We start from the raw sequence: 24,614 nt of genomic DNA on the forward strand, positions 1-24,614 counted from the left end.
TGAAAATAGTAAAAACAGCAGGTTTTGAAAATAAAAAGTAATCATACGGCAGGAGGATTTCCATGAACAGCGCAGACATTGCAGCAAAATATCAGAAAACTTATTTTATGCCCCCCGAGGTGACCTACGACTGGGTAAAAAAGGACAGTATTACCAAGCCCCCTATCTGGTGCAGCGTTGACTTAAGAGACGGCAACCAGGCATTGATCGATCCCATGAGTCTGGAAGATAAGCTGGAATTCTTCAAGATGTTGGTAAAGATCGGTTTCAAGGAGATCGAGGTTGGTTTCCCCGCTTCCTCCGACACTGAGTACAACTTTATCCGTGCACTGATCGAGCGCAACATGATCCCAGAGGATGTGACCATTCAGGTACTGACGCAGGCGAGAGAGCATATCATCCGCAAGACCTTCGAAGCAGTCAAGGGTGCACCCCATGCAGTAATTCACCTGTATAATTCTACTTCCGTAGAGCAGAGAGAACAGGTATTTAAGAAGGACAAGGAAGCTATTAAGAAGCTGGCGGTAGACGGTGCCCGGATGTTAAAGAATCTGGCAGATGAGACTGAAGGTAACTTCACCTTTGAGTACAGCCCGGAGAGCTTTTCCCAGACCGAGGTGGATTATGCATTGGAAGTCTGCAATGCAGTACTGGATGTATGGAAGCCCACTGCTGACTGCAAGGCAATCATCAATCTACCCACCACCGTACAGGTGGCAATGCCCCATGTATTTGCGTGTCAGGTAGAATATATGCATAAGCATTTGAAATACCGTGATAATGTAGTACTTAGCGTACATCCCCATAACGACAGAGGCTGCGGTATCAGCGATGCGGAGTTCGGCGTACTGGCCGGAGCAGACCGTGTGGAAGGTACTTTGTTCGGCAATGGCGAGCGTACCGGTAATGTGGATTTGGTAACCGTTGCACTTAATATGATGTGTCACGGTGTGGACAGCGGACTGGATTTCTCTCATATTATGGAGATCCGTGAAGCTTATGAGAATTTCACCGGTATGAAGGTGCATGAGAGAGTTCCTTATGCGGGAGATCTGGTATTTACCGCATTTTCAGGTTCCCATCAGGATGCCATCAGCAAAGGTATGGCATGGCAGAAGGAAGGCAGGACCGGCAAGCGCTGGGATATTCCTTACCTGCCTATCGATCCTGCAGATGTGGGAAGAGAGTACGAATCCGATGTTATCCGTATCAACAGTGTATCCGGTAAGGGCGGCGTAGCATTCGTATTGAAACAGCAGTTTGGTTTCTCACTGCCTGCAGCCATGAAGGAAGAAGTCGGCTACCTGGTAAAGGGTATCTCCGACAGACGTCATCAGGAATTACTTCCCAAGGAGATCTACGCGATCTTCGAGGAAAATTATATTTATCCCCGCAGTATCTTCAATGTTCCGGAGTGTCACTTCAAGCAGGAGAACGGTATTCAGGCAGAAGTGACCATTGATCAGGGCGGAGCTTCCAGAACCATTACCACCATGGGTAACGGACGCTTGGATGCAGTAAGCAATGCTATTAAGACATACTTCGGTATTACCTATGAATTGTCTGTTTACGAAGAACATGCGATTTCCAGAGGTTCCAACTCTAAGGCAGCTACCTATGTAGGCATCGTCCATGACGGTAAGTTCTACTGGGGTGTCGGCGTGGATGAAGATATCATCAAGAGTTCCATTGCAGCATTGGTATCCGCTGTGAACAAGCTGGCAGCAGAGCAGCATATCACCTCCGGTAGAGAGGAGCGGATTGTGGAGATCATCAGTTTCATCCAGAAGAACTACGTGGATGTAACACTGGATATGCTGGTAGATACCTTCCATCTCTCCAAACCGTATTTGTCCAAATACATTAAGGAAAAGGCCGGCATGACCTTCCAGGAGGTTGTAAGGGAAGAACGCATGAAGAAGGCAAGAATGCTCTTGAAGGAAACCAACCAGACAGTAGAGACCATAGCAGCTAACGTTGGTTACGAGAATGTGGAGCATTTCAATCGCCTGTTCAAAAAGGCTTATGATATGACTCCGGTACAGTATCGGAAACAGAGTGCGGAATAACAGGAGTCTATTCAGCAAATTAAATTTAGGAATGGCTTTTTAAGTGTTGATTATCGGGTAAACAAAGTATAACATAATTTTATCATTGTATAAAAATATGCTGAATATTGACAATTTATGACAGTAAAGTTATACTAAAGTAGTATGTGGTCATAGAATAAGACCACAACTTATGGAGGGACAAGATAATGAATAACAGAGAGAAAGCAAAGGCAGTACAAAAGAAATTCAACCAGCGACTGGGAATTTATTACGGCGTGATGGCAGCAGGTGTCATTGTGGCAGCCATCGGACTGATGACACAGATCAACGTATTGACCCTGCTGGGAGTGGTAGCATTTTTTGCAGGATTAGTGATCCTCAGCTGGGTAGACGGGTATACCGAGTATGCAAAACGTGTTATGACAGCAAAAGCTCTGATGGGTGAAGAGATGCCCGAGGATGTGGTAAATGCCGGTATTGAACTGGTAAAGAAGCAAGGTGGAAGCCTGTCTGCACTTAAGAGCCAGACCAGAGAGTTCTCTCATATTTTATATCATCTGTGCCAGGGTATTTTCACCGGGGCAGCCATGCTGGAGAAGATCCCCGGACTGAAGTCTGTATCCGGTATTGCACAGAGTATGATCAAGAAAGCTTACAGAAGAATCAATCTGTTGTTAGAGGGTTATCTGTTTGCAAAATACGGCGAGATGACCAAGGAGACTTATTATGACGGCGTATCTCTGTTGTTACAGGATGGCAGGACTTTTCTGGTAAAATCCGTAAAAGATGCCGCTGTATCTGAATTGCTGGTAACCCTGAGTGTGATCGGTACTCTGGTATTTGTAGCTTTGGGCGGCATACTGAAAAATGTTGTGTTTGTTGTATTGGGCATTGCCTGTGTGGTTCTGTATGTGGTAGTAGGCATTGTATATGACAGCAACAAAGATTTCGATATGTTGGCAAGCTATATTGAGTATGCTTCCACACATGAAGTCAACGAAGAGTATCGTAACAGCCTGCTGGCAGCGACGGATGCCGCTACTCAGGTGAACATGGTAGCCGGTGCACTGAAGAACCCTGCCGTAAATGGTATTATGGGCGCGGCCGGAGCAGCAGAGAAGCTGTTTGGAAATAAAGATGAGAAATAAGAATTAGGCCATACCCATTCGCAGACACTGAAGTGCCTGCGGATGTACGGTTGTCGCCGTATAAATCCAAAAAGAAAGATACGCCTTTGTGAGCAAGTTCCAAGGAGCTGCGCCATGCGCATTCGTAGACGCGCTGCGTCTACTTCATGTACGGCTGTCGCCGTATAAATCCAAAAAGAAAGATACACCTTCGTGAGCAAGCTCCCACGGAGCTGCGCCATGCACATTCGTAGACGCGCTGCGTCTACTTCATGTACGGCTGTCGCCGTATAAATCCAAAAATAAAAACACAACCCTGTGAGCAAGCTCCCGGGATGTGTTTTTATTTTTGTCTTTGCATGGCTTGTAGCTTTTAACATAATGACAGGTCTGAAAAACAAAAATAGGTAGAAATATTTGTTTTTTTCGATTATGATGAAAACATAGAGCAAGAGAATTCGTATCGCGGCATCGGCCGGAGCGACAAGAGTAAGAACATATAAATGGACGGGGCTTACACAGTAAGCAGATAGGAGTAGAAAATGGAAATGAAAGAGACGATTCTGAAGACTTTCGCAGAAGTATTTGGAGATGCAGAGGGCGCCAAGGCTTATTTTGCACCGGGACGTGTGAACCTGATCGGTGAACATACCGACTATAACGGCGGACATGTATTCCCCTGTGCACTGACCATTGGTACTTACGGCGTAGCAAGAAAAAGAAACGACAATAAGCTGCGTTTCTATTCCATGAATTTCGAACATCTGGGTGTGATCGAGTCTTCCCTGGAGGACCTGGTACCCAGCAAGGAAGCAAACTGGACCAATTATCCCAAGGGAGTGATCTGGGCTTTCGGCGAGAAGGGCATGAAAGTGACTTCCGGTATGGATCTGCTGTTAAACGGTAATATCCCCAACGGTTCCGGACTTTCTTCTTCCGCTTCCGTAGAAGTGCTGACCGGCTACATCCTGAGGGATTTCTTCGGCTTTGATGTGACCAATCAGGATCTCGCGCTGATCGGACAGTTCTCCGAGAACAAATACAACAAGGTAAACTGCGGTATCATGGATCAGTTTGCCATTGCCATGGGTAAAAAAGAGAACGCTATTTTCCTGGATACTGCAACATTGGAATATGAGTATGCACCGATCCATCTGGAGAATGCGAAGATCGTGATCGCATGCAGTAACAAGAAGAGAGGCCTGGGAGATTCCAAGTACAATGAGCGCCGCAGTGAGTGTGAGACCGCACTGGCAGAGCTGCAGCAGGTAGTGAAGATCAAGACGCTGGGTGATCTGGATGAGGAGACCTTTGAGAAGTTCAAGGCTATTATTAAGAGTGATGTCCGCAGAAAGCGTGCAAAGCATGCGGTATACGAGAATCAGAGAACGATCCTTGCGGTAGAAGCACTGAAGAACAACGATGTGAAGCTGTTTGGTGAGCTGATGAATGCATCCCACGTATCCCTGCGGGATGATTATGAAGTAACCGGTATCGAGCTGGATACTCTGGTAGAGGAAGCATGGAAGGTAGATGGTGTCATCGGATCCCGTATGACCGGTGCCGGCTTTGGCGGATGTACCGTAAGTATTGTGAAGGATGAAGCTATTGATACCTTTATCGAGCAGGTAGGCAAAGCATACAAGGAAAAGATCGGCTATGCGGCTGATTTCTATGTAGTAGAGATCGGTGACGGCCCCCAGACACTGTAAGGAGAAAAGAAAATGGATATTCAGGTATTAATTCGTAAATTAGTATCCTACGGAGTACAGACAGGACTGGTTCCGGAGGAAGATGTGATCTATACCACCAACCGTCTGTTGGAACTGTTTGAACTGGATGAGCTGGAAGACCGTGACAACGTAACCATGCGCGAGGATGAACTGGAAGAGGTTCTGAAGGGCATGCTGGATTACGCTTATGAAAAAGGCATTCTCAAGGAGAACAGCGTGGTATACCGCGATCTGTTCGATACGAAGATCATGGGACTGCTGATGCCCAGACCCAGTGAAGTGATCCGTCATTTCCATGAGCTGTACGAGCAGGTATCTCCTGAGGCAGCCACCGACTATTATTATAAATTAAGCAGAGATTCCGACTATATCCGCCGCTATCGTATCTGCAAGGATATGAAATGGGTGGCACCTACCAAATATGGTGATCTGGATATTACCATCAATCTGTCCAAGCCCGAGAAGGATCCTAAAGCCATCGCCGCAGCAAAGCTCGCAAAGCAGTCCGGTTATCCGAAATGCCTGTTGTGCCGTGAAAATGAGGGTTATGCAGGCCGTGTGAACCATCCTGCCCGTCAGAATCACCGTATCATTCCGGTGACCATTAACGGCAGCCAGTGGGGATTCCAGTATTCTCCGTATGTATATTATAATGAGCACTGCATCGTATTTAACTCTCAGCATGTGCCTATGAAGATTGAGCATGCAACCTTCTGTAAGCTGTTTGATTTCGTAAAGCAGTTCCCTCATTATTTTGTAGGTTCCAATGCGGATCTGCCCATCGTAGGCGGCTCCATCTTAAGCCACGATCATTTCCAGGGTGGTCATTACGAGTTTGCCATGGCGAAAGCTCCTGTAGAAAGAACCTTTTCTGTAGCTGGTTTCGAGGATGTGGCTGCCGGTATTGTGGCATGGCCTATGTCCGTGATCCGTCTCAGCGGCACGGATACCGACCGCATCATTGCACTGGCAGATGTGATCCTGAACAAGTGGAGAGAATATACGGATGAAGAGGCATTTATCTATGCCTACACCGATAACGAACCTCATAACACAATTACTCCCATTGCCAGAAAAAGGGGAGACAGGTTCGAACTGGATCTGGTGCTGCGTAACAATATCACCACAGAGGAGCATCCGCTGGGAGTCTATCATCCCCATGCAAAGCTGCATCATATCAAAAAAGAGAATATCGGCCTGATCGAGGTTATGGGTCTGGCAGTACTGCCTGCCCGCCTGAAGGGCGAGATGGCGCATCTGAAGGAAGCAATCCTCGCCGGTAAAGACTTAAGAGCTGATGAGGAACTGGCAAAGCATGCAGACTGGGTAGACGAGTTCCGTCCGAAATACGATGCCATCACTGCAGAGAACATCGACGGTATCGTAGAGAAGGAGATCGGTCTGGTGTTCATGCAGGTATTGGAAGATGCCGGTGTCTACAAGAGAACTGAGGAAGGCCAAAAGGCATTCGATCGTTTTGTTAAAAGCTTATAATCATATTTTTGTTGAATGTTTGTTGTACATTTGTTGCGAGGAAAAGGAATTGTGGTGACACAATTCTTTTTTCTTAGTATAATAATCCCATGAAATTCTTATTAACAGCTATTAATGCAAAATTCATACATTCCAATCCTGCTATTTACAGCCTGCGGGCCGGTGTGGGAGAAAAGTTACAGCCCTATGTGGAACTGGCGGAATTCACCATCAATGAATCTCCGGAAAGTATTCTGGAGGGAATCTGGAAGCGTCAGCCAAAGGTAATAGGATTTTCCTGTTATATCTGGAACTGGAAGCTGATCCGGGAACTTCTGACAGAACTGCCGAAGATCCTGCCGGATACGGAGATCTGGCTGGGAGGACCGGAGGTGACTTATGATGGACCGGGACTTTTAAGAGAGTTCCCTCAGGTTACCGGAATTATGGTGGGAGAAGGAGAAGTCACCTTCCGAGAGGTACTGGAACAATATGTGCGGGAAGCAGATCGAACGGGAACGGTTGCAGGAAAGTCTGTGGCAGAGCGCTTTGGACAGATCCCCGGCCTGTGTCTTGCCTCCGGTTATACAGCCCCCAGAGAACTGACGGATCTGACCACACTTCCTTTTCTCTATGAGGATATGGAGCCTTTTACGAATCGTATCATCTATTATGAGACCAGCAGAGGATGCCCTTACCGGTGCAGCTATTGCCTGTCCTCCATAGATAAGAAAGTGAGACTACGTGACATAGATGTCGTAAAAAGAGAACTGCAGTTTTTCCTGGATCAAAACGTAAAACAGGTGAAGTTCATTGACCGGACGTTCAATTGTGACCACAAGCATGCCATGGAGATCTGGCGGTATATTTATGAACATGACAATGGCGTCACCAACTTCCATTTCGAGATTTCCGCCGATATTTTGCGGGAAGAGGAGATTGCCCTGCTGAACCGCTTCCGTCCGGGACTGGCACAGCTGGAGATCGGGGTGCAGTCTACGAATCCGGAGACAATACGAGCCATTCACCGTGTCATGGATGTGGACAAGTTGGAGAAAATTGTAGCGGCCATTCATAGAGGACAGAATATTCATCAGCATCTGGATCTGATCGCGGGTCTTCCTTTTGAAGATTATGAGAGCTTCGGCAGATCCTTTGACAGGGTGTATGCAATGCAGCCGGAGCAGTTACAGTTAGGCTTCCTGAAGGTATTAAAGGGATCCGATATGCATGAGCACACACAGGAGTATGGAATTCGCTATCTGGAACTGCCGCCCTATGAAGTGTTGTACACGAACTGGATCAGCTATGGAGAGATCCGGAGACTGAAACGGATCGAAGAGATGGTAGAGCTGTATTATAACAGTGGCCAGTTCACTCATACCCTGCCTGTATTGGAAAAAGCATTTTCCGGACCGTTTGCCATGTATGAGGCACTGGCGGATTATTATCAGGAACAGGGATATTTTACGAACAGTCCGGCCAGAGCTTACCGGTATCAGATCTTATTGGAGTTCGCAGCGATGAAAGATCCGTCCAACCGTGAGATTTACAGAGAACTTCTGACTTATGATATGTATCTTCGGGAGAACCTGAAGAGCAGGCCTGCGTTTGCGGCAGAGATCACGGAAGAGGAAAAACAGGATATCCGCCGTTTTTATCAGACGGAAGAGCAGGAGAGACATTATCTTTCTGCCTATGATCAGTATGACTGGAAACAGCTAAGCCGAATGACACACTTGGAACCGTTCCGATATCCGCAACCTCATTATGTTCTGTTTGACTATCAGGAACGGAATCCGCTCAATTATGAAGCCAAGGTACAAGTGATCGCGAATCCAATATTATAAGTACAGGAGAAGACCGGTTCATAAAAATTGAGGTATGCAGTCAGAATATATCAGAAGTACTGCGGAAGGATAAGAGAATAGTATGTATGACACTTATGTCAGTATAGATTTGGAGACCACGGGACTGAATCCCAAGAGAGATCGGATCATAGAGATCGGAGCGATCCGTGTGGAGCAGGGACAGATTGTGGAAGAATTTTCTACGTTTGTGGATCCGGGGCGGAAATTGGAAGAACGGATCACAGAACTTACGGGAATCCGGGACGAAGACCTTGCGGATGCACCTCAGCTGGATGAGGTTTTCCCAAAATTATTGGAATTTATGGGAGAATTACCGTTGCTGGGACACAGCATTTTGTTTGATTATTCTTTTTTGAAAAAAGCAGCAGTGGACCGGAAGATTACTTTTGAGAGATCGGCGGTGGACACTTTGCAGATTGCCCGGAAATATCTGCAGGAACTGCCTCATCGTAATCTGGGGTATCTGTGTCAGTATTATGAGATCCCGCATCATGCACACCGGGCTCTGGAGGATGCGAAAGCAACGGACCGGTTGTTCCGAAAGCTGATAGAACTGTTTTACAGGGAGGAAACCGGTGGACAGGCATCGACAGAAGCTGTCGGAAAATCGGCAAAGAATAATTTATTTGAGCCGCAGCCATTACATTTTCAGATAAAAAGAGATACGCCCGCGACGAAACCGCAAAAAGAGCGGTTATATCGTCTGGCAGAGCAGCATAAGATAACTTTGGAGGTCGATGTGGAAAAGCTTACCCGCAGTGAGGCGAGCAGGCTTGCGGATAAGATTCTTGCAAAGTACGGACGATAGAATTACGCAAAGCGGAACGCAGTCCTTCCGCACGGTGGATCAGATCGGCAATTTTGTCATATTCCTTCCGGCCGGCATAGATTTTAGCCAGCGCATAGTAAGTATGGCTGACGTCGGTGCCGATGGAGACGGCATACGCGAGAACCGTTTCCGCATCATCTGTCAGACCGGAATCCAGAAGCAGATCGGCCCATTGCTGCAGAGTACGTACTAATACAGTGTAATTCTGATCATATTGGGACAGCGATGTAATGTTCGCAGTGCCGTATTCCAGTTTCAGATCTGTGTTGGTGAAGCCTGTGAGATTTACGATCGGCTGTGTAGACAGAGAAGTAAGGAGACTACGGTATTCTTCGGCTCTTTCGTTGTCCGGAAGAGCATCCATGGGAAGCTTATCCAGGGGGATTTTTACATAGTCCAGATCATCCAGAGGCTTTTTGCGGACGGAGTTGGCTTTCCGCTCTCTGGCCCAGAACTCTTTTTCACTGTTTTCCGCGATGCGCTGTTGGCGTTTGGTAGCATGTGCCACTACGGCAATCAGTATGATTAAACTTGCCAAAATCTTTAAACTCATATATAATATCCTTTCAGAGTAAAAGTGATTTTTGAAGCATTTATGGAGGTTTTTACCATGTTTAATATGAATAATAAAAAAGTAAAACAGCGAATCTCCGCAGCTATCATCGTGCTGCTTGTGATTGCTATGATTGTACCTACTATAACATCTATTTTTTACTAAATCAACTGCGGATGGAACAGTAGACGTGTCCGAAGGAAGGGCAGAGGAGTATTATGAAAAAATATCGTAAGGGATTTTACGGCATTCTGTTATTGACTTTGACGATGTTATTCGGAATGACAGCGCAGGCCAAGACAGATGATACTATTAAGACAGGAATTTATGCCGGGGATGTGGAACTGTCCGGAATGACGGCACAGGAAGCAACAGCGGTTATCGAAGAACATATCGAAAGTCTGAAGGATGTGGAGATCACACTGCTTGCGGCAAATGATCATGATGTGACCACCACAGCCGGAGATCTGGGTGTGACCTGGAAGAATCCGGAGCTGGTGCAGGAAGCATTGGAACTGGGGACACATGGAAATGTTATTGAGCGTTACAAGACCCTGATGGATCTGCAGCATGAAAATTACGTATATCCCATTGAACTGGATTTTGACTTACAGGCGATCAACGATCTGCTGACCAGATGCACCAAGTATGATCAGGAAGCCATCAACGTCTCTCTGAAGAGGGACGGCGGTAAATTTACCGTGGTGGAAGGTCAGACCGGATATGTGCTGGATGTAGAGAAATCTATCGATGCGGTATATGACTATCTGACAGAAGAATGGAATCATGAGGCTTGCAGCATTCCTTTGGAGATCGTAGTGGATGAGCCGAAGGGAAGTGCTGAGGAACTGGCACAGGTAACGGATGTACTGGGAAGCTTTACCACATCTTATAAGACATCCGGATCCTCCAGAAGTGCAAATGTGGCGAACGGCTGTAGTCTGATCAACGGAACGACCCTGTATCCGGGAGAAGAATTCTCTACATATAAGACGGTATCTCCTTTTTCCGTGGCGAACGGCTATTACATGGCGGGCTCTTATGTCAGCGGAAAAGTGGTAGACAGTCTGGGCGGCGGTATCTGCCAGGTATCCACGACCCTGTACAATGCAGTATTACGTGCGGAGCTGGAAGTAACGGAACGTTATAATCATTCCATGATCGTAGGCTATGTGGATCCTTCCGCAGATGCAGCGATCGCTGAGAGCTCCGGCAAAGACTTTAAGTTTGTAAACAATACAGATGCACCCATCTATATAGAAGGCTATACGCATGACAAGCAGATCACGTTCAACATCTATGGGAAGGAGACCAGAGCTGCCGGACATTCGGTACGTTATGAAAGTGAAGTGCTGGAGACGATCACACCCCCTGCGGATCAGATCTATGCCGATGCCGGTCAGCCCATCGGTTATATTGTAACTGAGAGTGCGCATATCGGATATAAGGCAAGACTGTGGAAGATCACGATGGAAAACGGTGTAGAGGTCAGCAGAGAGCAGGTCAACAGCAGTACTTATAAGATGGTGCCCCGAAGTGCTACTGTGGGAACCGCTACCTCGGATCCCCAGGCATATGAAGAGATCATGGCAGCTATCAGTACAGCGAACATTGATCATGTGAAAAACGTGGCAGCAGCGTTAAATGCAAGAGCAGCAGCGGCTGCTGGGCAGACAGAAATCGTAGACGACTAAAGGTGAGACAATGAACAGCGGCAAGGTACCCGTGAACGTCCTGAAACGTTCCGTTCTCAGACAATTGAAAAATAAAAGGACAGAAATAGCAGATAGCGCAGGTCTGGGGGCAGACTGCGCTGTTTTTGCGCCTTTTTCCAAGGGACAGATGGTAACCTGCGTTCAGGAAGGTGTCGTAGAACTTCAGTGTGAGAACGACCTGGCAGAGGCGGAGAGAGAGGATCTGTCCGTGATGCCGATGCGTCGTATTTTCCAAAAGTGTGCAAACAATCTGGCAGCGGCGGGCGCAGAGCCTGTGGCGGCAGAGCTGGTGATCTTCCTGCCGGAGACGGTGGAGGAGCCGGAGCTGAAGGCCCTGATGGAAGAAGCGGAAAAAGCAGCCACCGATCTGAATATCCAGATCATCGGCGGGCAGACCAGAGTAAGCTCTGCGGTAAGACAGCCGATTGCTACGGCAACGGGATACGGTATCCTGAGCGAAGCCGCAGTGACGCAGGTATCCGCAGGGAAAAAGCTGGCGGGTCAGGATATCATTATTACCAAGTGGATCGGCCTGGAGGGTACCGCGGATCTGGCGGCCCGGAACCGGGAGAAGCTCCTTGTGAGATACCCGGCGTATCTGGTAGAAGAAGCGGCGGCGTTTGACCGGTATTATTCTATTTTACCGGAGGCCGCTACCGCCGTGAAGTCCGGCGGTTGTACCATGCATGATATCTCAGAGGGCGGTGTATTTGCAGCGTTGTGGGAGATGGCAGAGGGTGCAGGTGTTGGACTGACAATAGATATGAAGAAGCTTCCTCTCAGACAGGAGACAGTGGAGGTATGTGAATTCTGTAATGTAAATCCTTATGAACTCAGATCCGGCGGCAGCCTGATCATTGCAAGTCCGGAGGGAACCGCAGTGGTGGAAGCACTGGCGGCAGAGGGAATTCCGGCGGTGATCGTAGGGAGATTTACAGACAGTAACGACCGGCTGATCCTGAATGAGGACGAAGTCCGTTATATGGATCGTCCTCAGAGAGATGAGATTTATAAAAATGTGTAAAATTTTGCAGTCATCCCTTATGTAAGGGAAAATGCAATATATAGTTATAAAGGAGATAGTGGCATGAGAGAAGAATTATTAGCGATCATAGAGAAGAACAGCAGGATCGATCTGAAGGAACTGGCAGTGATCCTGGGAGTGGAAGAGATCGATGTGGTAAATGAACTGGCAGCACTGGAAGCAGAGGGGATCATCTGCGGTTATCATACCCTGATCAACTGGGAGAAGACAGACATTGAAAAAGTAAGCGCTCTGATCGAGGTACGTGTAACTCCCCAGAGAGGTCAGGGCTTTGACAGTATTGCAGAGCGTATCTACAAATATCCTGAAGTACGCAGTGTGTATCTGATGTCCGGAGCGTATGATCTGATGGTCATTCTGGAGGGTAAGACCCTGCGGGAGGTATCTAATTTTGTATCTGATAAGCTGTCCACACTGGATTCCGTGCTGAGTACAGCAACGCATTTTATCCTGAAGAAATACAAGGATCACGGAACCGCATTTGCTACGAAAAAAGAAGATGAAAGAGAGATGATCACTCCATGAGAAATCCATTAGCAGATAAAGTAGTGGATATCAAACCATCGGGTATCCGCAAATTTTTTGACATTGTAAGTGAGATGCAGGATGCCATCTCTCTGGGTGTGGGAGAACCGGATTTTGATACTCCCTGGCACATCCGGGACGAGGGTATCTATTCCCTGGAAAAGGGAAGAACCTTTTATACCTCCAATGCCGGTCTGAAGGATCTGCGTCAGGAGATCTGCAACACGATCCGGAGAAAACAGGGCGTATCCTATGACTGGCAGCATGAAGTGCTGGTGACAGTCGGTGGCTCTGAGGCAATCGATATCGGGCTGCGTGCCATGTGCAATCCGGGAGATGAAGTCCTGATCCCCCAGCCCAGCTACGTATCCTATGAACCCTGTGCGATCCTGGCAGGAGCGACCCCGGTGATCATTGACCTGAAGGCAGAGAATGAATTCCGCCTGACAGCAGAGGAGCTGGAGGCAGCCATTACGGACAAGACGAAGGTACTGATCCTTCCGTTTCCCAACAATCCCACGGGAGCCATTATGGAAAAGTCTGATCTCGAGGCTATTGCAAAGATCATTGAGGAGCATGACATTTTTGTCATGTCCGACGAGATCTATTCTGAGCTTACTTATAAAGAGAAGCATGTGTCCATCGTCAGCCTGCCCGGCATGAAGGAGCGTACCATTTACATTAACGGTTTCTCCAAGGCATATGCCATGACCGGATGGAGATTGGGATACTGTTGCGGGCCCGAAGCCATCATTCAGCAGATGACGAAGATCCATCAGTTTGCCATCATGTGTGCTCCTACCACCAGCCAGTATGCGGCAGTGGAAGCTTTGAAAAACGGAGATTCCGACATCGAGGAGATGCGTACAGCCTATAATCAGAGAAGACGCTTTTTGATGAATGCGTTCCGTGAGATGGGACTGGAGTGCTTTGAACCTTACGGTGCATTCTATGTATTCCCCTGCATCAAGGAATTCGGCATGACCAGTGAAGAATTTGCCACCAGATTCCTGGAGGAGGAAAAAGTAGCTGCCGTGCCCGGAACCGCATTTGGTGACAGTGGCGAGGGGTATCTTAGAATCTCCTATGCGTACTCCCTGGAGAAGCTGAAGACCGCCATCGGCAGACTGGGACATTTTGTAGAGAAACTGAGAGCAGAACAAAATAATAAATAAAGCATTTTTCAGTAACTATTCGGAACCATAGGCTGTAAGTGGCGCTGAATAGTTACTATGCTGTAGAGGATAAATTATGCATATTATATTACACCAGCCGGAGATCCCGGCAAACACCGGAAATATCGGAAGAACCTGTGTGGCTACCGGCACCAGCCTGCATCTGATCGAGCCGTTAGGCTTTCGTTTAAATGAAAAAGAGATCAAGAGAGCCGGTATGGACTACTGGCAGCATCTGGATATCACCAGGTATATGAATTTTCAGGAGTTCCGGGAAATGCATCCCGGAGCGAAGATCTGGATGGCAACCACGAAAGCACACCAGACCTACACCGATGTGAAATTCGGACCGGATGATTACATCATGTTCGGCAAGGAAAGCGCCGGAATCCCGGAAGAGATCCTGGTAGAGCATGAAGAGACCTGCATCCGTATTCCCATGCTCCCTGAGATCCGTTCCCTGAACCTGTCCAATTCCGTAGCCATCGTGCTCTACGAGGCGCTCAGACAGCAGGGGTTTGAAAGTATGCAGAGGGATGGGGAACTGCACAGACTGCACTGGAAAGATCAGGACGAGCAGAAAGATCAGCAGTAATCCGAAGCATCCTCTTTACAAATCGTTTCCGCAAAGGTAAAATACTTTTATAATATGATTTATAAAAGATGACCCAAAATAAGTAAAGAGGATAGAAGTATGGAGAAACGGAATTCCACAAGAGGCAGGATCATCAACTATATGTTGAACCATCCGGTGACCTCCAAGGCGGAGCTGGCGAAGGAACTGAATATTAGTATGCCTACGGTATTGACCAATGTGAACGAGCTGATCGCCCAGAATCTGCTCACGGAGCTGGGAGAATACGAATCCACCGGCGGGCGCAAGGCGAAGAGCATCGGCATCAACAAGTCCTACCGCAGGGCGATGGGTGTCGTCATCAGTGCGAACCACCTCGAGATGGTGCTGATCAACTTAGGCTCCGAGATCGAGAAGAGCGAGCGGGTGCGCCTGAAGTTCTCCACCGATTTCTCCTATTGCATGGAAGTGAAAAAAGAGATAACGAAGTTCCTGCGGGATACCTGTGGAGAAGAGGAGCTGTTGGGTATCGGTATCGCCATCCCCGGCATCATCGATCAGGAGAACCGGATCGTGATGAAATCCCATGCTCTGCAGATCGAGAATTACAGTCTCCGCTTCCTCGAACAGGCACTGGAAGTACCGGTATATTTCGAGAACGACGCCAATGCGGCGATGCTGGCGGAGAATCCCCAGAAATATCAGGATGCGATCTATCTGTCTCTGAATCATACCCTCGGCGGAGCCTTCTGCATCAATGGACAGCTGTTCCGCGGCAGGAACCAGAAGTCCGGAGAGTTCGGACATATGATCCTCGTTCCCGGCGGACGCAAGTGCTATTGCGGCAAGGTCGGCTGTGCCGATGCCTATTGCGCGGAGAGCGTGCTCACCGATGACGGCGGGATTCCGCTGGAGACCTTTATCGAACAGGTGAAGAGCGGCGACGCGGCAGCAGGCGCAAAATGGGAGACCTACCTCGACCATCTCGCAATCCTCATCTCCAATCTCCGGATGGCATACGATATGGATATCATCCTCGGCGGCGATGTCGGCGGTGTGCTGGCAGATTATATGATCCCGCTTGGGGAAAAGGTCATGGCGTACAACGGATTTGACCATGATATCTCCTATCTGCGGAACTGTTCCTACGAGAAGGAAGCCTCTGCGGTGGGCGCGGCGAGACATTTTTTCGCCAGCCTGTGCCGGTAACATGGGGGTAAAAATAGAATAAAAATGCAATAAAACCAGTAAAATCAGGGATCCTGATCCGTAACACTGCACAGTCAGAGTATGGGTCGGGATTTTTTTGTTCTAATTTTCTGTAAAAAGTGATCTCAGGTAGTTGACAAATTCCCTTTCAAGGATGATAATACAAATACTTAAATAAAGTATTTTATAAAAGCAAATACAAAACCAACCACACACAAACTTTATCACAAAAGGAGAGGATTATTATGTTACAGGAAGTAATGACAAAACCCGGTGAGATCATCTTCAGAGAGATTCCCGTTCCGGAGATCACAGAGGATCAGGTACTGGTCAAGATCATGCGCATCGGCATCTGCGGTTCCGATATCCACGTATATCACGGCAAACATCCTTTTACCAAATACCCCGTAACCCAGGGACATGAGGTATCCGGCGAGATCGTGAAGCTGGGAGACAAGGTGACCGGGTTCCACGTAGGACAGAAGATCACCATTGAGCCGCAGGTATATTGCGGACACTGCTATCCCTGCCGTCATGGCAAATACAACCTCTGCGAAGAGCTGAAGGTAATGGGCTTCCAGACCACAGGCACCGCCTCTGAATATTTTGCAGTGGATGCCTCCAAGGTGACCCCGATCCCCGAGGAGATGTCCTACGAAGAGGGCGCGATGATCGAGCCGCTGGCAGTAGCCGTGCATGGTGTGAAGCAGATGGGCGATGTCACTGGCATGAATATCGTAGTCATCGGTGCAGGACCTATCGGTAACCTCGTCGCACAGACGGCGAAGGGCATGGGCGCAGCCAAAGTAATGATCACCGATGTCAGCGACTTACGTCTGGAGAAGGCAAAAGGGTGCGGCATCGACGTATGCGTGAACACGAAAAACAAGGATTTCGGCGACGCGATGATCGAAGCCTTCGGACCGGACAAGGCTGACGTCATCTATGACTGCGCTGGCAATAACATCACGATGGGTCAGGCAATCAAATATGCCAGAAAGGGAAGCGTGATCGTGCTCGTTGCTGTATTCGCAGGCATGGCAGAGATCGACCTCGCTGTGGCGAACGATCACGAGTTGGATATCAAGAGCACCATGATGTACCGCCATGACGACTATGTGGACGCTATCCGTCTCGTCAATGAGAAAAAGGTTCATCTGCAGCCCCTGATCTCCAAGGTATTCCCGTTCCAGGACTACCTCAAGGCTTACCAGTACATCGATGACAACCGCGAGACGACGATGAAGGTCATCATCAACGTACAGGAATAAGAGGGCGACACTATGGAACAGAAATATGGAGTGACCGGGATCGCCCACATCGGCATCCCGACCAATGATATTGAGAAGACCATCGAATTCTACAAAAGACTGGGCTTTCAGGTACTGTTAGAGACCTACAATGAGAAGGCTTGCGAAAAAGTGGCTTTTTTGCAACTGCAGAATTATAGCATCGAGACCTTCGAGAATCATCAGGCTGCCATGGCGGACGGTGCTTATCAGCACGTCGCCCTGGATGTCACGGATATTGATGCGGCGTATGAAAAGATCTGCAGTGAAGGGCACGAGATCATCACGAACGGGATCGAAGCACTGCCCTTTTGGGATAACGGCGTGAAGTTCTTCATGATCAAGGGACCCAACGAGGAAAAGATCGAGTTCTGTCAAAAACTTTAAAAACAGGTGGATTTAGAATGAAAAAAGAGATTGCAATCGTAGCTTTGGGAGAACTGCTGATCGATTTTACCGAAGCGGGCATCAGCAAAAACGGAATGAAGCTGTTCGAGCAGAACCCCGGCGGAGCACCGGCGAATCTGCTCACCGTGGCGAGTCATATGGGCTACCGGACTTCCTTTATCGGGAAGATTGGAACCGATATGCACGGAGATTTTTTGAAAAAGACATTGCAGAACGAAGGGATTGATACCGGTGCGCTGGTGGAGGATGAGCGGTATTTTACCACACTGGCATTCGTGGAGATCGATGAGAACGGCGAGAGGAATTTCTCCTTCGCGAGGAAGCCGGGAGCGGATACCCAGCTGGAAGTAAGCGATCTGGATCAAAAGCTGCTCTCCGATTGCAGAATCTTTCATTTTGGATCCCTGTCTCTCACACAGGAGCCGTCGAGAGGCACGACGCTGGAGGCAGTCCGGATCGCAAAAGAGGCTGGTGCGCTGATCTCCTACGATCCGAACTACCGCGCGTCGCTTTGGGCGGATACGGAGACCGCTGTGGCGCAGATGAAGGCGGCGATCCCTCTGGCGGATGTGATGAAGGTATCTGACGAGGAGAGCCTGCTGCTCACCGGTGCCGGAGACTATGACGAAGCAGCGGACAGACTGTTAGAGAGCGGACTGAAGCTCGTGGCGATCACACTGGGGAGCAAAGGGGTGCTGATCGCAACGCCGGAATCCCGACAGACCGTAGGAGGATTTGCGGTGGATGCCGTGGATACGACCGGTGCCGGAGATTCCTTCTGGGGAGGTTTTTTAAGCTGTTATCTGGGACTGAAGAAGGAGATCACAGAGCTGACCGGGGAAGAGATGTGCAGATGTGCCATCACCGGCAATGCCGTCGCAGGGCTGTGCGTGCAGAAGCGGGGAGGAATCCCGGCGATCCCCACACAGGAAGCCATTGAAGAATTTATACGAGAGAGGACAGACAGATGAAAATAGTTGCCGTAGTATTTGACATGGATGGAGTGCTGTTTGACACTGAGCGAATCGGTGTACAGTGCTGGACGGAGGCAGCAGAGCCTACCGGACTGCAGAATGCCCGTGAGATCGCGAGAATGTGCATCGGCAGGACGATCCCCGGAACGAAGGAAGTATTTATGGAAGAGGCTGCCAAACAGGGTGTGGCGCTGGATTTCGAGAAGCTGCATGAGGACTGTGCCCGGCTGATCCTCGAGAAGGAGGAGCGGGACGGACTGCCGGTGAAGCCCGGTGTCCATGAGATCCTTGAGTATCTCTATGAGCGGAAGATTCCGGTGGCGCTGGCAACCTCCAGCAAAAAGGACATCGTGCTCAGTCATTTGGAGAAAACCGGGATCACGAAATATTTCCGGAAGATCGTCACTGGCGATATGGTCAGCCACGGCAAGCCTGCCCCGGATATCTACATCAAAGCCTGTGAGGAGCTGGAGGCAGCACCGGAGAATGTCATCGCCATCGAGGATTCTTTTAATGGGATCCGTTCCGCCTCCGCAGCGGGACTGCATCCGATCATGGTACCGGATCAGCTGCAGCCTACCGAGGAGATTCTCCTGTTGGCTGAGACAAAGTGCGACAGCTTGTTGGAGGTCAGAAAGCTATTGCAGGAGAAGTATCTGTAAGTATCAAAGAGTATCAAAAAGTATAAAAGCATACATAAGGGAGCTATCTATATGAAACTGGCTACATCAACGAATATCATGGATGCGGACTGCAACAGACCGTATCAGATCCCCGTGGATGTATCGGCGAGGGCGTGTGCACACGCGGGCTATCAATATGTCGATGCCTGCCTGTGCAGCTATTGCAGAGAGGGACAGCCGCTGCGGGGCGAACACTGGGAAGAGTGGATCGCTGCCACAGTGGCATTGAAGGAGGAACTGCACATACAGTTCCCGCAGGCGCACGCATACTGGACGATCGGGGAAGACTTTCTTCCGGACGGCACCCGCAGCGACGGTGAGCTGGGGGAAGAGCTTATGCGCCGCAGTGTTCTCGCCGCAGAGGCACTGGGGGTGGAATGGATGGTCGTACACCCCTATTCCGTGAGTCGCCACGGCGGGTACGACTATCGGAGATCCTATGCGTATAACGTGGAATATTGGAAACGCTGGGGAGACTTCTATGCGCAGCACCACGTCGGCATGGCGATCGAGAACATGAACCGGGCGACCCAGTACGGCAGCTGTGCGGAGGAACTGCTGGAGCTGATCGACGCCGTCGATAATCCGGCGGTACAGATCTGCATCGACACCGGACACGCCAATATGGTCGGACTGGATGTACCGGCGATGATCCGGCAGGTGGGGACGCATCTGAAGGCGACACATATCAATGACAACCATGGGAAGACAGACGAACATTTTGCGCCTTATAACGGTACAATCCCCTGGAAGGAGACGGTACAGGCACTGCGTGATATCGGTTATCAGGAGTGCTTTGCCTTCGAGATACATCATCTGACCAGTATGTACCCGAAGGAGGTACAGCCTGCACAGGTGGACTTCTCCTATGCACTGGGGAGTTATCTGCTGCGGGAGTGACAGACAGAACAAAATGACCGGCACAGCCCATGTATGTGAATCGGGCAGTGCCGGTTTTCTGTACCTAAAATAAGACATCAAAATAAAATAATAGAAAGGGGAGAGAAAGATGATAAGTAATTTTACGGAATATTTTGCGGGCTTTACCACAGGGGCGATCGCACTGCGTCTGCTGTTCGCGGCGGTACTGGGATGCATCATCGGGCTGGAGCGGGCGACGAAGCATCACCCTGCCGGAATGCGCACCTTTGCGCTGGTATGCCTCGGAGCGGCGGCGTCCGCCATTGTCAATATCTATCTCGGGACTGCTTTCGGGGCAGGGCGGACGGATCTGAGCCGTATCCCGGCGGGGGTTGTCAGCGGGATCGGCTTCCTCGGCGTGGGGACGATCATCATCACGGGCAAAAACCAGGTGCGCGGACTTACGACGGCAGCAGGGCTGTGGACAACTGCGACGCTGGGGATCATGCTGGGCTCCGGGATGTTCGAGATCAGTCTCATATTGTTCGTACTTATCTTCAGCACGATGTTCGGCATTGCACGGATCAGCCGTGTACAGGAGAAATACAACCGTTACATCGGATTGTATATGGAGATCGATAAGACCATGACCCGCAGTGTCTACGACTATATCAATGTTTGCGGCTACGAGCTGTCCTCCATCGAGAAGAAAAGAGACAAGACACTCAAAGGCTCCGATATCGTGCTGATCCTTATGATGGATCTCAAAAAGCGCCGGAACCACGCGGAAATCCTGTCCGAAGTCAGCCAGCTGGAAGGCGTACATTATCTCGAAGAAGTGTAGTTCATACTTCTTAAATCCAAAGTTAGTCATTTTTTACCTAAAATTTACGTATATGTACGCACATAAACTATGGTATATAGGAAAAATGAACTAAATATCATTTAAAAACAATATTATGTTGCGCAGTATCACAAATATGTTTTAAAAAATTAAAAAATATGTATTGACATAATAACCAAGTAGGAATATTATATAGCCATAATGTTACTACATAAAAGGGTGGGCGAAATGTCAGAGAAAAAGAAAGTAAAAAATGCTGAATATGATGTCGTAGTCGTCGGCGGAGGAATGTCCGGCATCTGCGTAGCACTGGCAGCCGCAAGACACGGTGTCAGAACAGCATTGGTGCATGACCGGCACGTTCTCGGAGGCAATGGTTCCAGCGAGATCCGGATGCATATCTGCGGAGCTTCCGAGAATCTTGCGAAGCCGGATTTGGAGGAAGGCGGAATCTTGTATGAGATTATGCTGGACAACAAGAGCAGAAATGATTATTATAATTTTTCGATTTGGGATATGATCCTCTTTTCCACAGTGAAGAGACAGGAGAATCTCACGGTATACTTAAATACCGCAATGGAGAGCTGTGAGATGGGGGAGGATTCCACGATCCGCAGCATCGATGCCTACCAGCTGACGACAGAGACGCACTGGAGGATCTCCGGCAAAGTCTTCATCGACTGTACCGGCAATGCAACCCTCGGATATTACGCGGGGGCGGAATTCCGGACAGGCTGCGAGGGCAGGGACGAGTTCCATGAACCGGACGCTCCGGCGGAGGCGAACAATGACCGCATGGGCAACACGTTACTGTTCAAGGCAGTGGACAGAGGACACCCGGTGAAGTTCACAAAACCTGATTTTGCGAGAACCTTTACCGAGGAGGAGCTGAAATACCGGACGCACTCCGCAGTACATGGAGCGCAGATCAAGGGCAAGGTCGACAAGGCATATGTGAGAATGACCTCCTTCAGTACTTCCTCCGTAGATTACGGTTACTGGTGGATTGAGCTTCCCGGCAGGACGGATGATATCATAGACGAATACGAGGAGATCCGGGATGAACTGGTATCCTGTATCTACGGTATCTGGGATCACCTGAAAAACGGTGGCGACCACGGCGCAGAGAACTACGATCTCGAATGGGTCGGGATGCTGCCCGGTTCCAGAGAGGGCAGACGCCTCGTTGGCGATTATATCCTGAATGAAAATGATGTCTTAAGCAACAGACAATTCGAGGATGCCGTGGCGTACGGCGGCTGGCCGATGGATATCCATACGGCGAAGGGACTTTACGATTTCGATGAGCTTCCTTCCAAGGTCATCAGCTTCGACGGCGCGTATACGATTCCCTACCGCTCCTATTATTCGAAAAATATTTCGAATCTGATGATGGCGGGACGCGATATCAGCGCCAGCAAGATGGCGATGGGATCTACGAGAGTCATGGGAACCTGCGCGATCGGCGGACAGGCAGCCGGAACGGCAGCAGCCCTCTGCATCAAATACGACTGCAACCCCAGAGGAGTGGGGGAACACATCACAGAGCTGCAGCAGTTATTATTAAAGGATGACGCTTACATCCCAGGCATCCGCAATGAGGATCCGGCGGATCTGGCGAGAGGTGCAAAAGTCACCGCAACCTCCGCACAGGAAGGCTTCGCTCCGGAGAACGTGATCAACGGCATCTCCAGAGATGAGGATGGACATCGGAACCTGTGGATCTCCGGTGAGGGCAGAGCAGGAGGAGAGACGCTCAGCCTGGAGCTGGCGGAGGAACAGCCGGTCTCCGAAGTGCATCTGACCTTCGATCCGAACTTCCACTACCCGATCAAGATCACACTGTCCCGCAAGAGACAGGCACAGCAGAGGATCGGAGTACCGCCGGAACTCGTCAGAGACTACACCGTAGCACTCTGGCAGGGGGACAAAAAGGTGGCGGAACAGACGGTTACCAGGAATGTCCAGAGGAAGAATATCGTTACTTTTCCGAAGACAGAATGTGACAGGATCACGGTAACAGTCAATCAGACAAATGGCAGCAATGAAGCACATATTTACGAAGTACGGGTGTATTCCTGAAAATCTTACCATGAGGGGACGATCAGGTTGACCATAGACAATCATGATAATCATACAAAGGAGGATTACAAGTTATGAAGAAGAAAATTGCATTAGTACTGACCATGGCTATGTTGGGATCCTGTCTCGCAGGATGCGGTCAGAATGCAGACGACAACGGTGCAGCTTCCGATCAGAAGGACAGCACCACAGTCGCACAGTCCACAGAGACAGCCCAGGGTACGGAAGCAGGGGAGAAGGAATGGTTTGGTACCGACGACGGCAAGACTGTTACGATCCGTTTATGGGGCGGCGTACAGCCGGAATATGGCTACGATGAGGTGTGCGCGAACTTCAATGAAGAGTACAAGGACAAGGGCGTACAGGTAGAATATGTACGTTATGTCAACGACAGCTCAGGTAACCTGCAGCTGGAGACTTATCTGATGGGCGGCGGCGACGTAGACCTGTTCCTCGGATACGGCGGACGTTCCAAGCTGGACAAGCGTGTAGAGTCCAACCTGCTGTTGGATATGTCCGGTATGCTGAAGGATTACGGCTTCGATCTGGAGACTGAGCTGGGCGAATCCAATATGCTGGACTACAAATATGATGACGGTTCTGTATACGGTTTCCCGACCAAGTACGAGAACGCAAGATGGCTGATGATCAATGAGGATATGTTCAAGGAAGCCGGTATTGATATTCCTTACAACGGCTGGACCTATTCCGAATTCTTAAGCGCAGTCGAGAAGCTGACCCACGGCGAGGGACAGGACAAGGTATACGGTCTGTGCTGGAGCCGTAAGCAGAACTCCAGATACGTACAGCTGATGCTGAACTCCGTACTGGGCTCCTATCAGTCCTACAAGAACGATGAAGGTACCGAAGTAAACTTCGACAACAAGGTATATCACGACGGCTTTGAGATGGTAATGAAGACTCTGGACAACGGCTGGGCAATCCCAATCGAAGACGAGTACTCCGAGGATCTGAGCGTTGCCAACACCTTCCTCGAGGGCAAATGTGCCATCACACTGGGTATCCCCATGATGCGTCTGTGCATGGATCAGGAGAATTACCCTCATGACTTCGTAACCGCACTGGTACCCGCTCCCGTGCCCGATGACGAGCAGTACAACACCGAGTTTTACAGAACCCATGCAGGTACTCCCGGTGCCGGCGACCTGATGTGTATCGCAGCCAACACCAAATATCCCGAAGCTTGCTTCAAGTTCGCTATGTGGTACTTAAAGGGTGGTATGGCTCCTCTGGTTAAGGGCGGCAGAATCCCTCTGTGGAACGGTATCGACAAGCAGGCTTTCCTTGATGTATTGAAGGAGAATGCAGAAGGCTCCATTGATCTGGATTCCATGAACAATTATCTCTCCATCGACAGAACTCAGGGTGTCAAGACCGTACAGGGTGTTGCATCCACCGAGGTAAGTGCCGTATGGAACGAAGAATTTGATGCAATGTGCTACGGCAGACAGTCTGTAGACCAGACCATCGAGAATATGGTCAAGAGAAGCAACGAGCTGATCAAGACCGAACTGGACAGCAAGAAATAATAGTCATACAACTCACAACAAAATCGGCGGAACGGGGCGGACG

The 24,614-nt window shown here is 49.3% G+C and carries 21 protein-coding genes; 20 read left to right on the top strand and 1 reads right to left on the bottom strand.

Annotated elements, in window-relative coordinates; translation table 11 throughout:
- Window positions 1-62 precede the first annotated feature (62 nt).
- The 6 genes from H9Q77_RS00210 to H9Q77_RS00235 all read left to right on the top strand — a co-directional run bounded on the left by H9Q77_RS00210 (window position 63) and on the right by H9Q77_RS00235 (window position 9,063).
- Window positions 63-2,069 (top strand): 2-isopropylmalate synthase, encoded by a 2,007-nt coding sequence (locus H9Q77_RS00210; protein ID WP_249326303.1) that lies wholly within the window; start codon window positions 63-65, stop codon window positions 2,067-2,069.
- A gap of 188 nt (window positions 2,070-2,257) precedes the next feature.
- The gene (locus H9Q77_RS00215; protein WP_118550674.1) at window positions 2,258-3,199 is read left to right on the top strand and encodes a hypothetical protein; all 942 of its coding nucleotides are present in this window, start codon (window positions 2,258-2,260) and stop codon (window positions 3,197-3,199) included.
- Between the two features lie 527 nt (window positions 3,200-3,726).
- Window positions 3,727-4,890 (top strand): galactokinase, encoded by a 1,164-nt coding sequence (locus H9Q77_RS00220; RefSeq protein WP_249327177.1) that lies wholly within the window; start codon window positions 3,727-3,729, stop codon window positions 4,888-4,890.
- Window positions 4,891-4,902: 12 nt separating this feature from the next.
- Window positions 4,903-6,405, top strand: coding sequence for a UDP-glucose--hexose-1-phosphate uridylyltransferase (galT, locus tag H9Q77_RS00225; protein ID WP_249326304.1), 1,503 nt, complete (start codon window positions 4,903-4,905; stop codon window positions 6,403-6,405).
- Window positions 6,406-6,494: 89 nt separating this feature from the next.
- The gene (locus H9Q77_RS00230; RefSeq protein ID WP_249326305.1) at window positions 6,495-8,234 is read left to right on the top strand and encodes a B12-binding domain-containing radical SAM protein; all 1,740 of its coding nucleotides are present in this window, start codon (window positions 6,495-6,497) and stop codon (window positions 8,232-8,234) included.
- A gap of 82 nt (window positions 8,235-8,316) precedes the next feature.
- A complete protein-coding gene (locus H9Q77_RS00235; protein ID WP_249326306.1) occupies window positions 8,317-9,063 on the top strand; it encodes a 3'-5' exonuclease in 747 nt (248 codons plus the stop codon).
- Here the strand turns inward: H9Q77_RS00235 and H9Q77_RS00240 are convergent.
- Window positions 9,005-9,637, bottom strand: a complete 633-nt coding sequence (locus H9Q77_RS00240; RefSeq protein WP_249326307.1) for a DEAD/DEAH box helicase family protein — start codon at window positions 9,635-9,637, stop codon at window positions 9,005-9,007. The genes H9Q77_RS00235 and H9Q77_RS00240 overlap by 59 nt on opposite strands.
- A gap of 218 nt (window positions 9,638-9,855) precedes the next feature.
- Here H9Q77_RS00240 and H9Q77_RS00245 point away from each other — a divergent pair, with 218 nt between their 5' ends.
- From H9Q77_RS00245 to H9Q77_RS00310, 14 genes are all read left to right on the top strand, one after another.
- Complete coding sequence (locus H9Q77_RS00245; RefSeq protein ID WP_118545976.1) at window positions 9,856-11,331, top strand: VanW family protein; 1,476 nt, start codon at window positions 9,856-9,858, stop codon at window positions 11,329-11,331.
- Between the two features lie 10 nt (window positions 11,332-11,341).
- Window positions 11,342-12,376 (top strand): AIR synthase-related protein, encoded by a 1,035-nt coding sequence (locus H9Q77_RS00250; protein ID WP_249326308.1) that lies wholly within the window; start codon window positions 11,342-11,344, stop codon window positions 12,374-12,376.
- Between the two features lie 63 nt (window positions 12,377-12,439).
- The gene (locus tag H9Q77_RS00255) at window positions 12,440-12,922 is read left to right on the top strand and encodes an Lrp/AsnC family transcriptional regulator (RefSeq protein WP_022153616.1); all 483 of its coding nucleotides are present in this window, start codon (window positions 12,440-12,442) and stop codon (window positions 12,920-12,922) included.
- On the top strand, window positions 12,919-14,097 hold the full coding sequence (locus H9Q77_RS00260; RefSeq protein ID WP_249326309.1) for an aminotransferase class I/II-fold pyridoxal phosphate-dependent enzyme: 1,179 nt from the start codon (window positions 12,919-12,921) through the stop codon (window positions 14,095-14,097). The genes H9Q77_RS00255 and H9Q77_RS00260 overlap by 4 nt, the downstream gene beginning before the upstream one ends.
- Window positions 14,098-14,173: 76 nt before the next feature.
- On the top strand, window positions 14,174-14,692 hold the full coding sequence (locus H9Q77_RS00265) for a tRNA (cytidine(34)-2'-O)-methyltransferase (RefSeq protein ID WP_249326310.1): 519 nt from the start codon (window positions 14,174-14,176) through the stop codon (window positions 14,690-14,692).
- Window positions 14,693-14,791: 99 nt separating this feature from the next.
- Window positions 14,792-15,880, top strand: a complete 1,089-nt coding sequence (locus tag H9Q77_RS00270) for an ROK family transcriptional regulator (protein ID WP_118545969.1) — start codon at window positions 14,792-14,794, stop codon at window positions 15,878-15,880.
- 245 nt (window positions 15,881-16,125) lie between these two features.
- Window positions 16,126-17,151: a zinc-dependent alcohol dehydrogenase gene (locus tag H9Q77_RS00275; protein ID WP_118550204.1), complete on the top strand. Its 1,026-nt coding sequence runs from the start codon at window positions 16,126-16,128 to the stop codon at window positions 17,149-17,151.
- A 12-nt stretch (window positions 17,152-17,163) separates the two neighbouring features.
- Window positions 17,164-17,556 carry a VOC family protein gene (locus tag H9Q77_RS00280; protein ID WP_118545968.1) on the top strand — a complete coding sequence of 131 codons (393 nt, stop codon included), beginning with the start codon at window positions 17,164-17,166 and terminating at the stop codon, window positions 17,554-17,556.
- Window positions 17,557-17,573: 17 nt separating this feature from the next.
- Complete coding sequence (locus tag H9Q77_RS00285) at window positions 17,574-18,548, top strand: carbohydrate kinase family protein (RefSeq protein WP_249326311.1); 975 nt, start codon at window positions 17,574-17,576, stop codon at window positions 18,546-18,548.
- The gene (locus H9Q77_RS00290; protein WP_118545966.1) at window positions 18,545-19,213 is read left to right on the top strand and encodes an HAD family hydrolase; all 669 of its coding nucleotides are present in this window, start codon (window positions 18,545-18,547) and stop codon (window positions 19,211-19,213) included. Before H9Q77_RS00285 ends, H9Q77_RS00290 begins: the two co-directional genes overlap by 4 nt.
- A gap of 51 nt (window positions 19,214-19,264) precedes the next feature.
- Window positions 19,265-20,134, top strand: coding sequence for a sugar phosphate isomerase/epimerase family protein (locus H9Q77_RS00295; RefSeq protein ID WP_118550202.1), 870 nt, complete (start codon window positions 19,265-19,267; stop codon window positions 20,132-20,134).
- Window positions 20,135-20,243: 109 nt separating this feature from the next.
- Entirely contained in the window at window positions 20,244-20,939 is a 696-nt protein-coding gene (locus tag H9Q77_RS00300) for an MgtC/SapB family protein (RefSeq protein ID WP_118545964.1), read from the top strand.
- A gap of 228 nt (window positions 20,940-21,167) precedes the next feature.
- Complete coding sequence (locus H9Q77_RS00305; RefSeq protein WP_249326312.1) at window positions 21,168-23,021, top strand: FAD-dependent oxidoreductase; 1,854 nt, start codon at window positions 21,168-21,170, stop codon at window positions 23,019-23,021.
- A gap of 74 nt (window positions 23,022-23,095) precedes the next feature.
- Window positions 23,096-24,571, top strand: a complete 1,476-nt coding sequence (locus tag H9Q77_RS00310; protein ID WP_118550200.1) for an ABC transporter substrate-binding protein — start codon at window positions 23,096-23,098, stop codon at window positions 24,569-24,571.
- Window positions 24,572-24,614 lie beyond the last annotated feature (43 nt).

Origin of the sequence: Simiaoa sunii (assembly GCF_014337175.1) — a bacterium.
Taxonomy (GTDB): Bacteria; Bacillota; Clostridia; order Lachnospirales; family Lachnospiraceae; genus Acetatifactor; species Acetatifactor intestinalis.

Bases quoted from the DNA above. Each gene is read 5' to 3' on its own strand.
- H9Q77_RS00210 (WP_249326303.1), top strand. From the start codon at position 63: ATGAACAGCGCAGACATTGCAGCAAAATATCAGAAAACTTATTTTATG.
- H9Q77_RS00215 (WP_118550674.1), top strand. From the start codon at position 2,258: ATGAATAACAGAGAGAAAGCAAAGGCAGTACAAAAGAAATTCAACCAG.
- H9Q77_RS00220 (WP_249327177.1), top strand. From the start codon at position 3,727: ATGAAAGAGACGATTCTGAAGACTTTCGCAGAAGTATTTGGAGATGCA.
- galT (WP_249326304.1), top strand. From the start codon at position 4,903: ATGGATATTCAGGTATTAATTCGTAAATTAGTATCCTACGGAGTACAG.
- H9Q77_RS00230 (WP_249326305.1), top strand. From the start codon at position 6,495: ATGAAATTCTTATTAACAGCTATTAATGCAAAATTCATACATTCCAAT.
- H9Q77_RS00235 (WP_249326306.1), top strand. From the start codon at position 8,317: ATGTATGACACTTATGTCAGTATAGATTTGGAGACCACGGGACTGAAT.
- H9Q77_RS00240 (WP_249326307.1), bottom strand. From the start codon at position 9,637: ATGAGTTTAAAGATTTTGGCAAGTTTAATCATACTGATTGCCGTAGTG.
- H9Q77_RS00245 (WP_118545976.1), top strand. From the start codon at position 9,856: ATGAAAAAATATCGTAAGGGATTTTACGGCATTCTGTTATTGACTTTG.
- H9Q77_RS00250 (WP_249326308.1), top strand. From the start codon at position 11,342: ATGAACAGCGGCAAGGTACCCGTGAACGTCCTGAAACGTTCCGTTCTC.
- H9Q77_RS00255 (WP_022153616.1), top strand. From the start codon at position 12,440: ATGAGAGAAGAATTATTAGCGATCATAGAGAAGAACAGCAGGATCGAT.
- H9Q77_RS00260 (WP_249326309.1), top strand. From the start codon at position 12,919: ATGAGAAATCCATTAGCAGATAAAGTAGTGGATATCAAACCATCGGGT.
- H9Q77_RS00265 (WP_249326310.1), top strand. From the start codon at position 14,174: ATGCATATTATATTACACCAGCCGGAGATCCCGGCAAACACCGGAAAT.
- H9Q77_RS00270 (WP_118545969.1), top strand. From the start codon at position 14,792: ATGGAGAAACGGAATTCCACAAGAGGCAGGATCATCAACTATATGTTG.
- H9Q77_RS00275 (WP_118550204.1), top strand. From the start codon at position 16,126: ATGTTACAGGAAGTAATGACAAAACCCGGTGAGATCATCTTCAGAGAG.
- H9Q77_RS00280 (WP_118545968.1), top strand. From the start codon at position 17,164: ATGGAACAGAAATATGGAGTGACCGGGATCGCCCACATCGGCATCCCG.
- H9Q77_RS00285 (WP_249326311.1), top strand. From the start codon at position 17,574: ATGAAAAAAGAGATTGCAATCGTAGCTTTGGGAGAACTGCTGATCGAT.
- H9Q77_RS00290 (WP_118545966.1), top strand. From the start codon at position 18,545: ATGAAAATAGTTGCCGTAGTATTTGACATGGATGGAGTGCTGTTTGAC.
- H9Q77_RS00295 (WP_118550202.1), top strand. From the start codon at position 19,265: ATGAAACTGGCTACATCAACGAATATCATGGATGCGGACTGCAACAGA.
- H9Q77_RS00300 (WP_118545964.1), top strand. From the start codon at position 20,244: ATGATAAGTAATTTTACGGAATATTTTGCGGGCTTTACCACAGGGGCG.
- H9Q77_RS00305 (WP_249326312.1), top strand. From the start codon at position 21,168: ATGTCAGAGAAAAAGAAAGTAAAAAATGCTGAATATGATGTCGTAGTC.
- H9Q77_RS00310 (WP_118550200.1), top strand. From the start codon at position 23,096: ATGAAGAAGAAAATTGCATTAGTACTGACCATGGCTATGTTGGGATCC.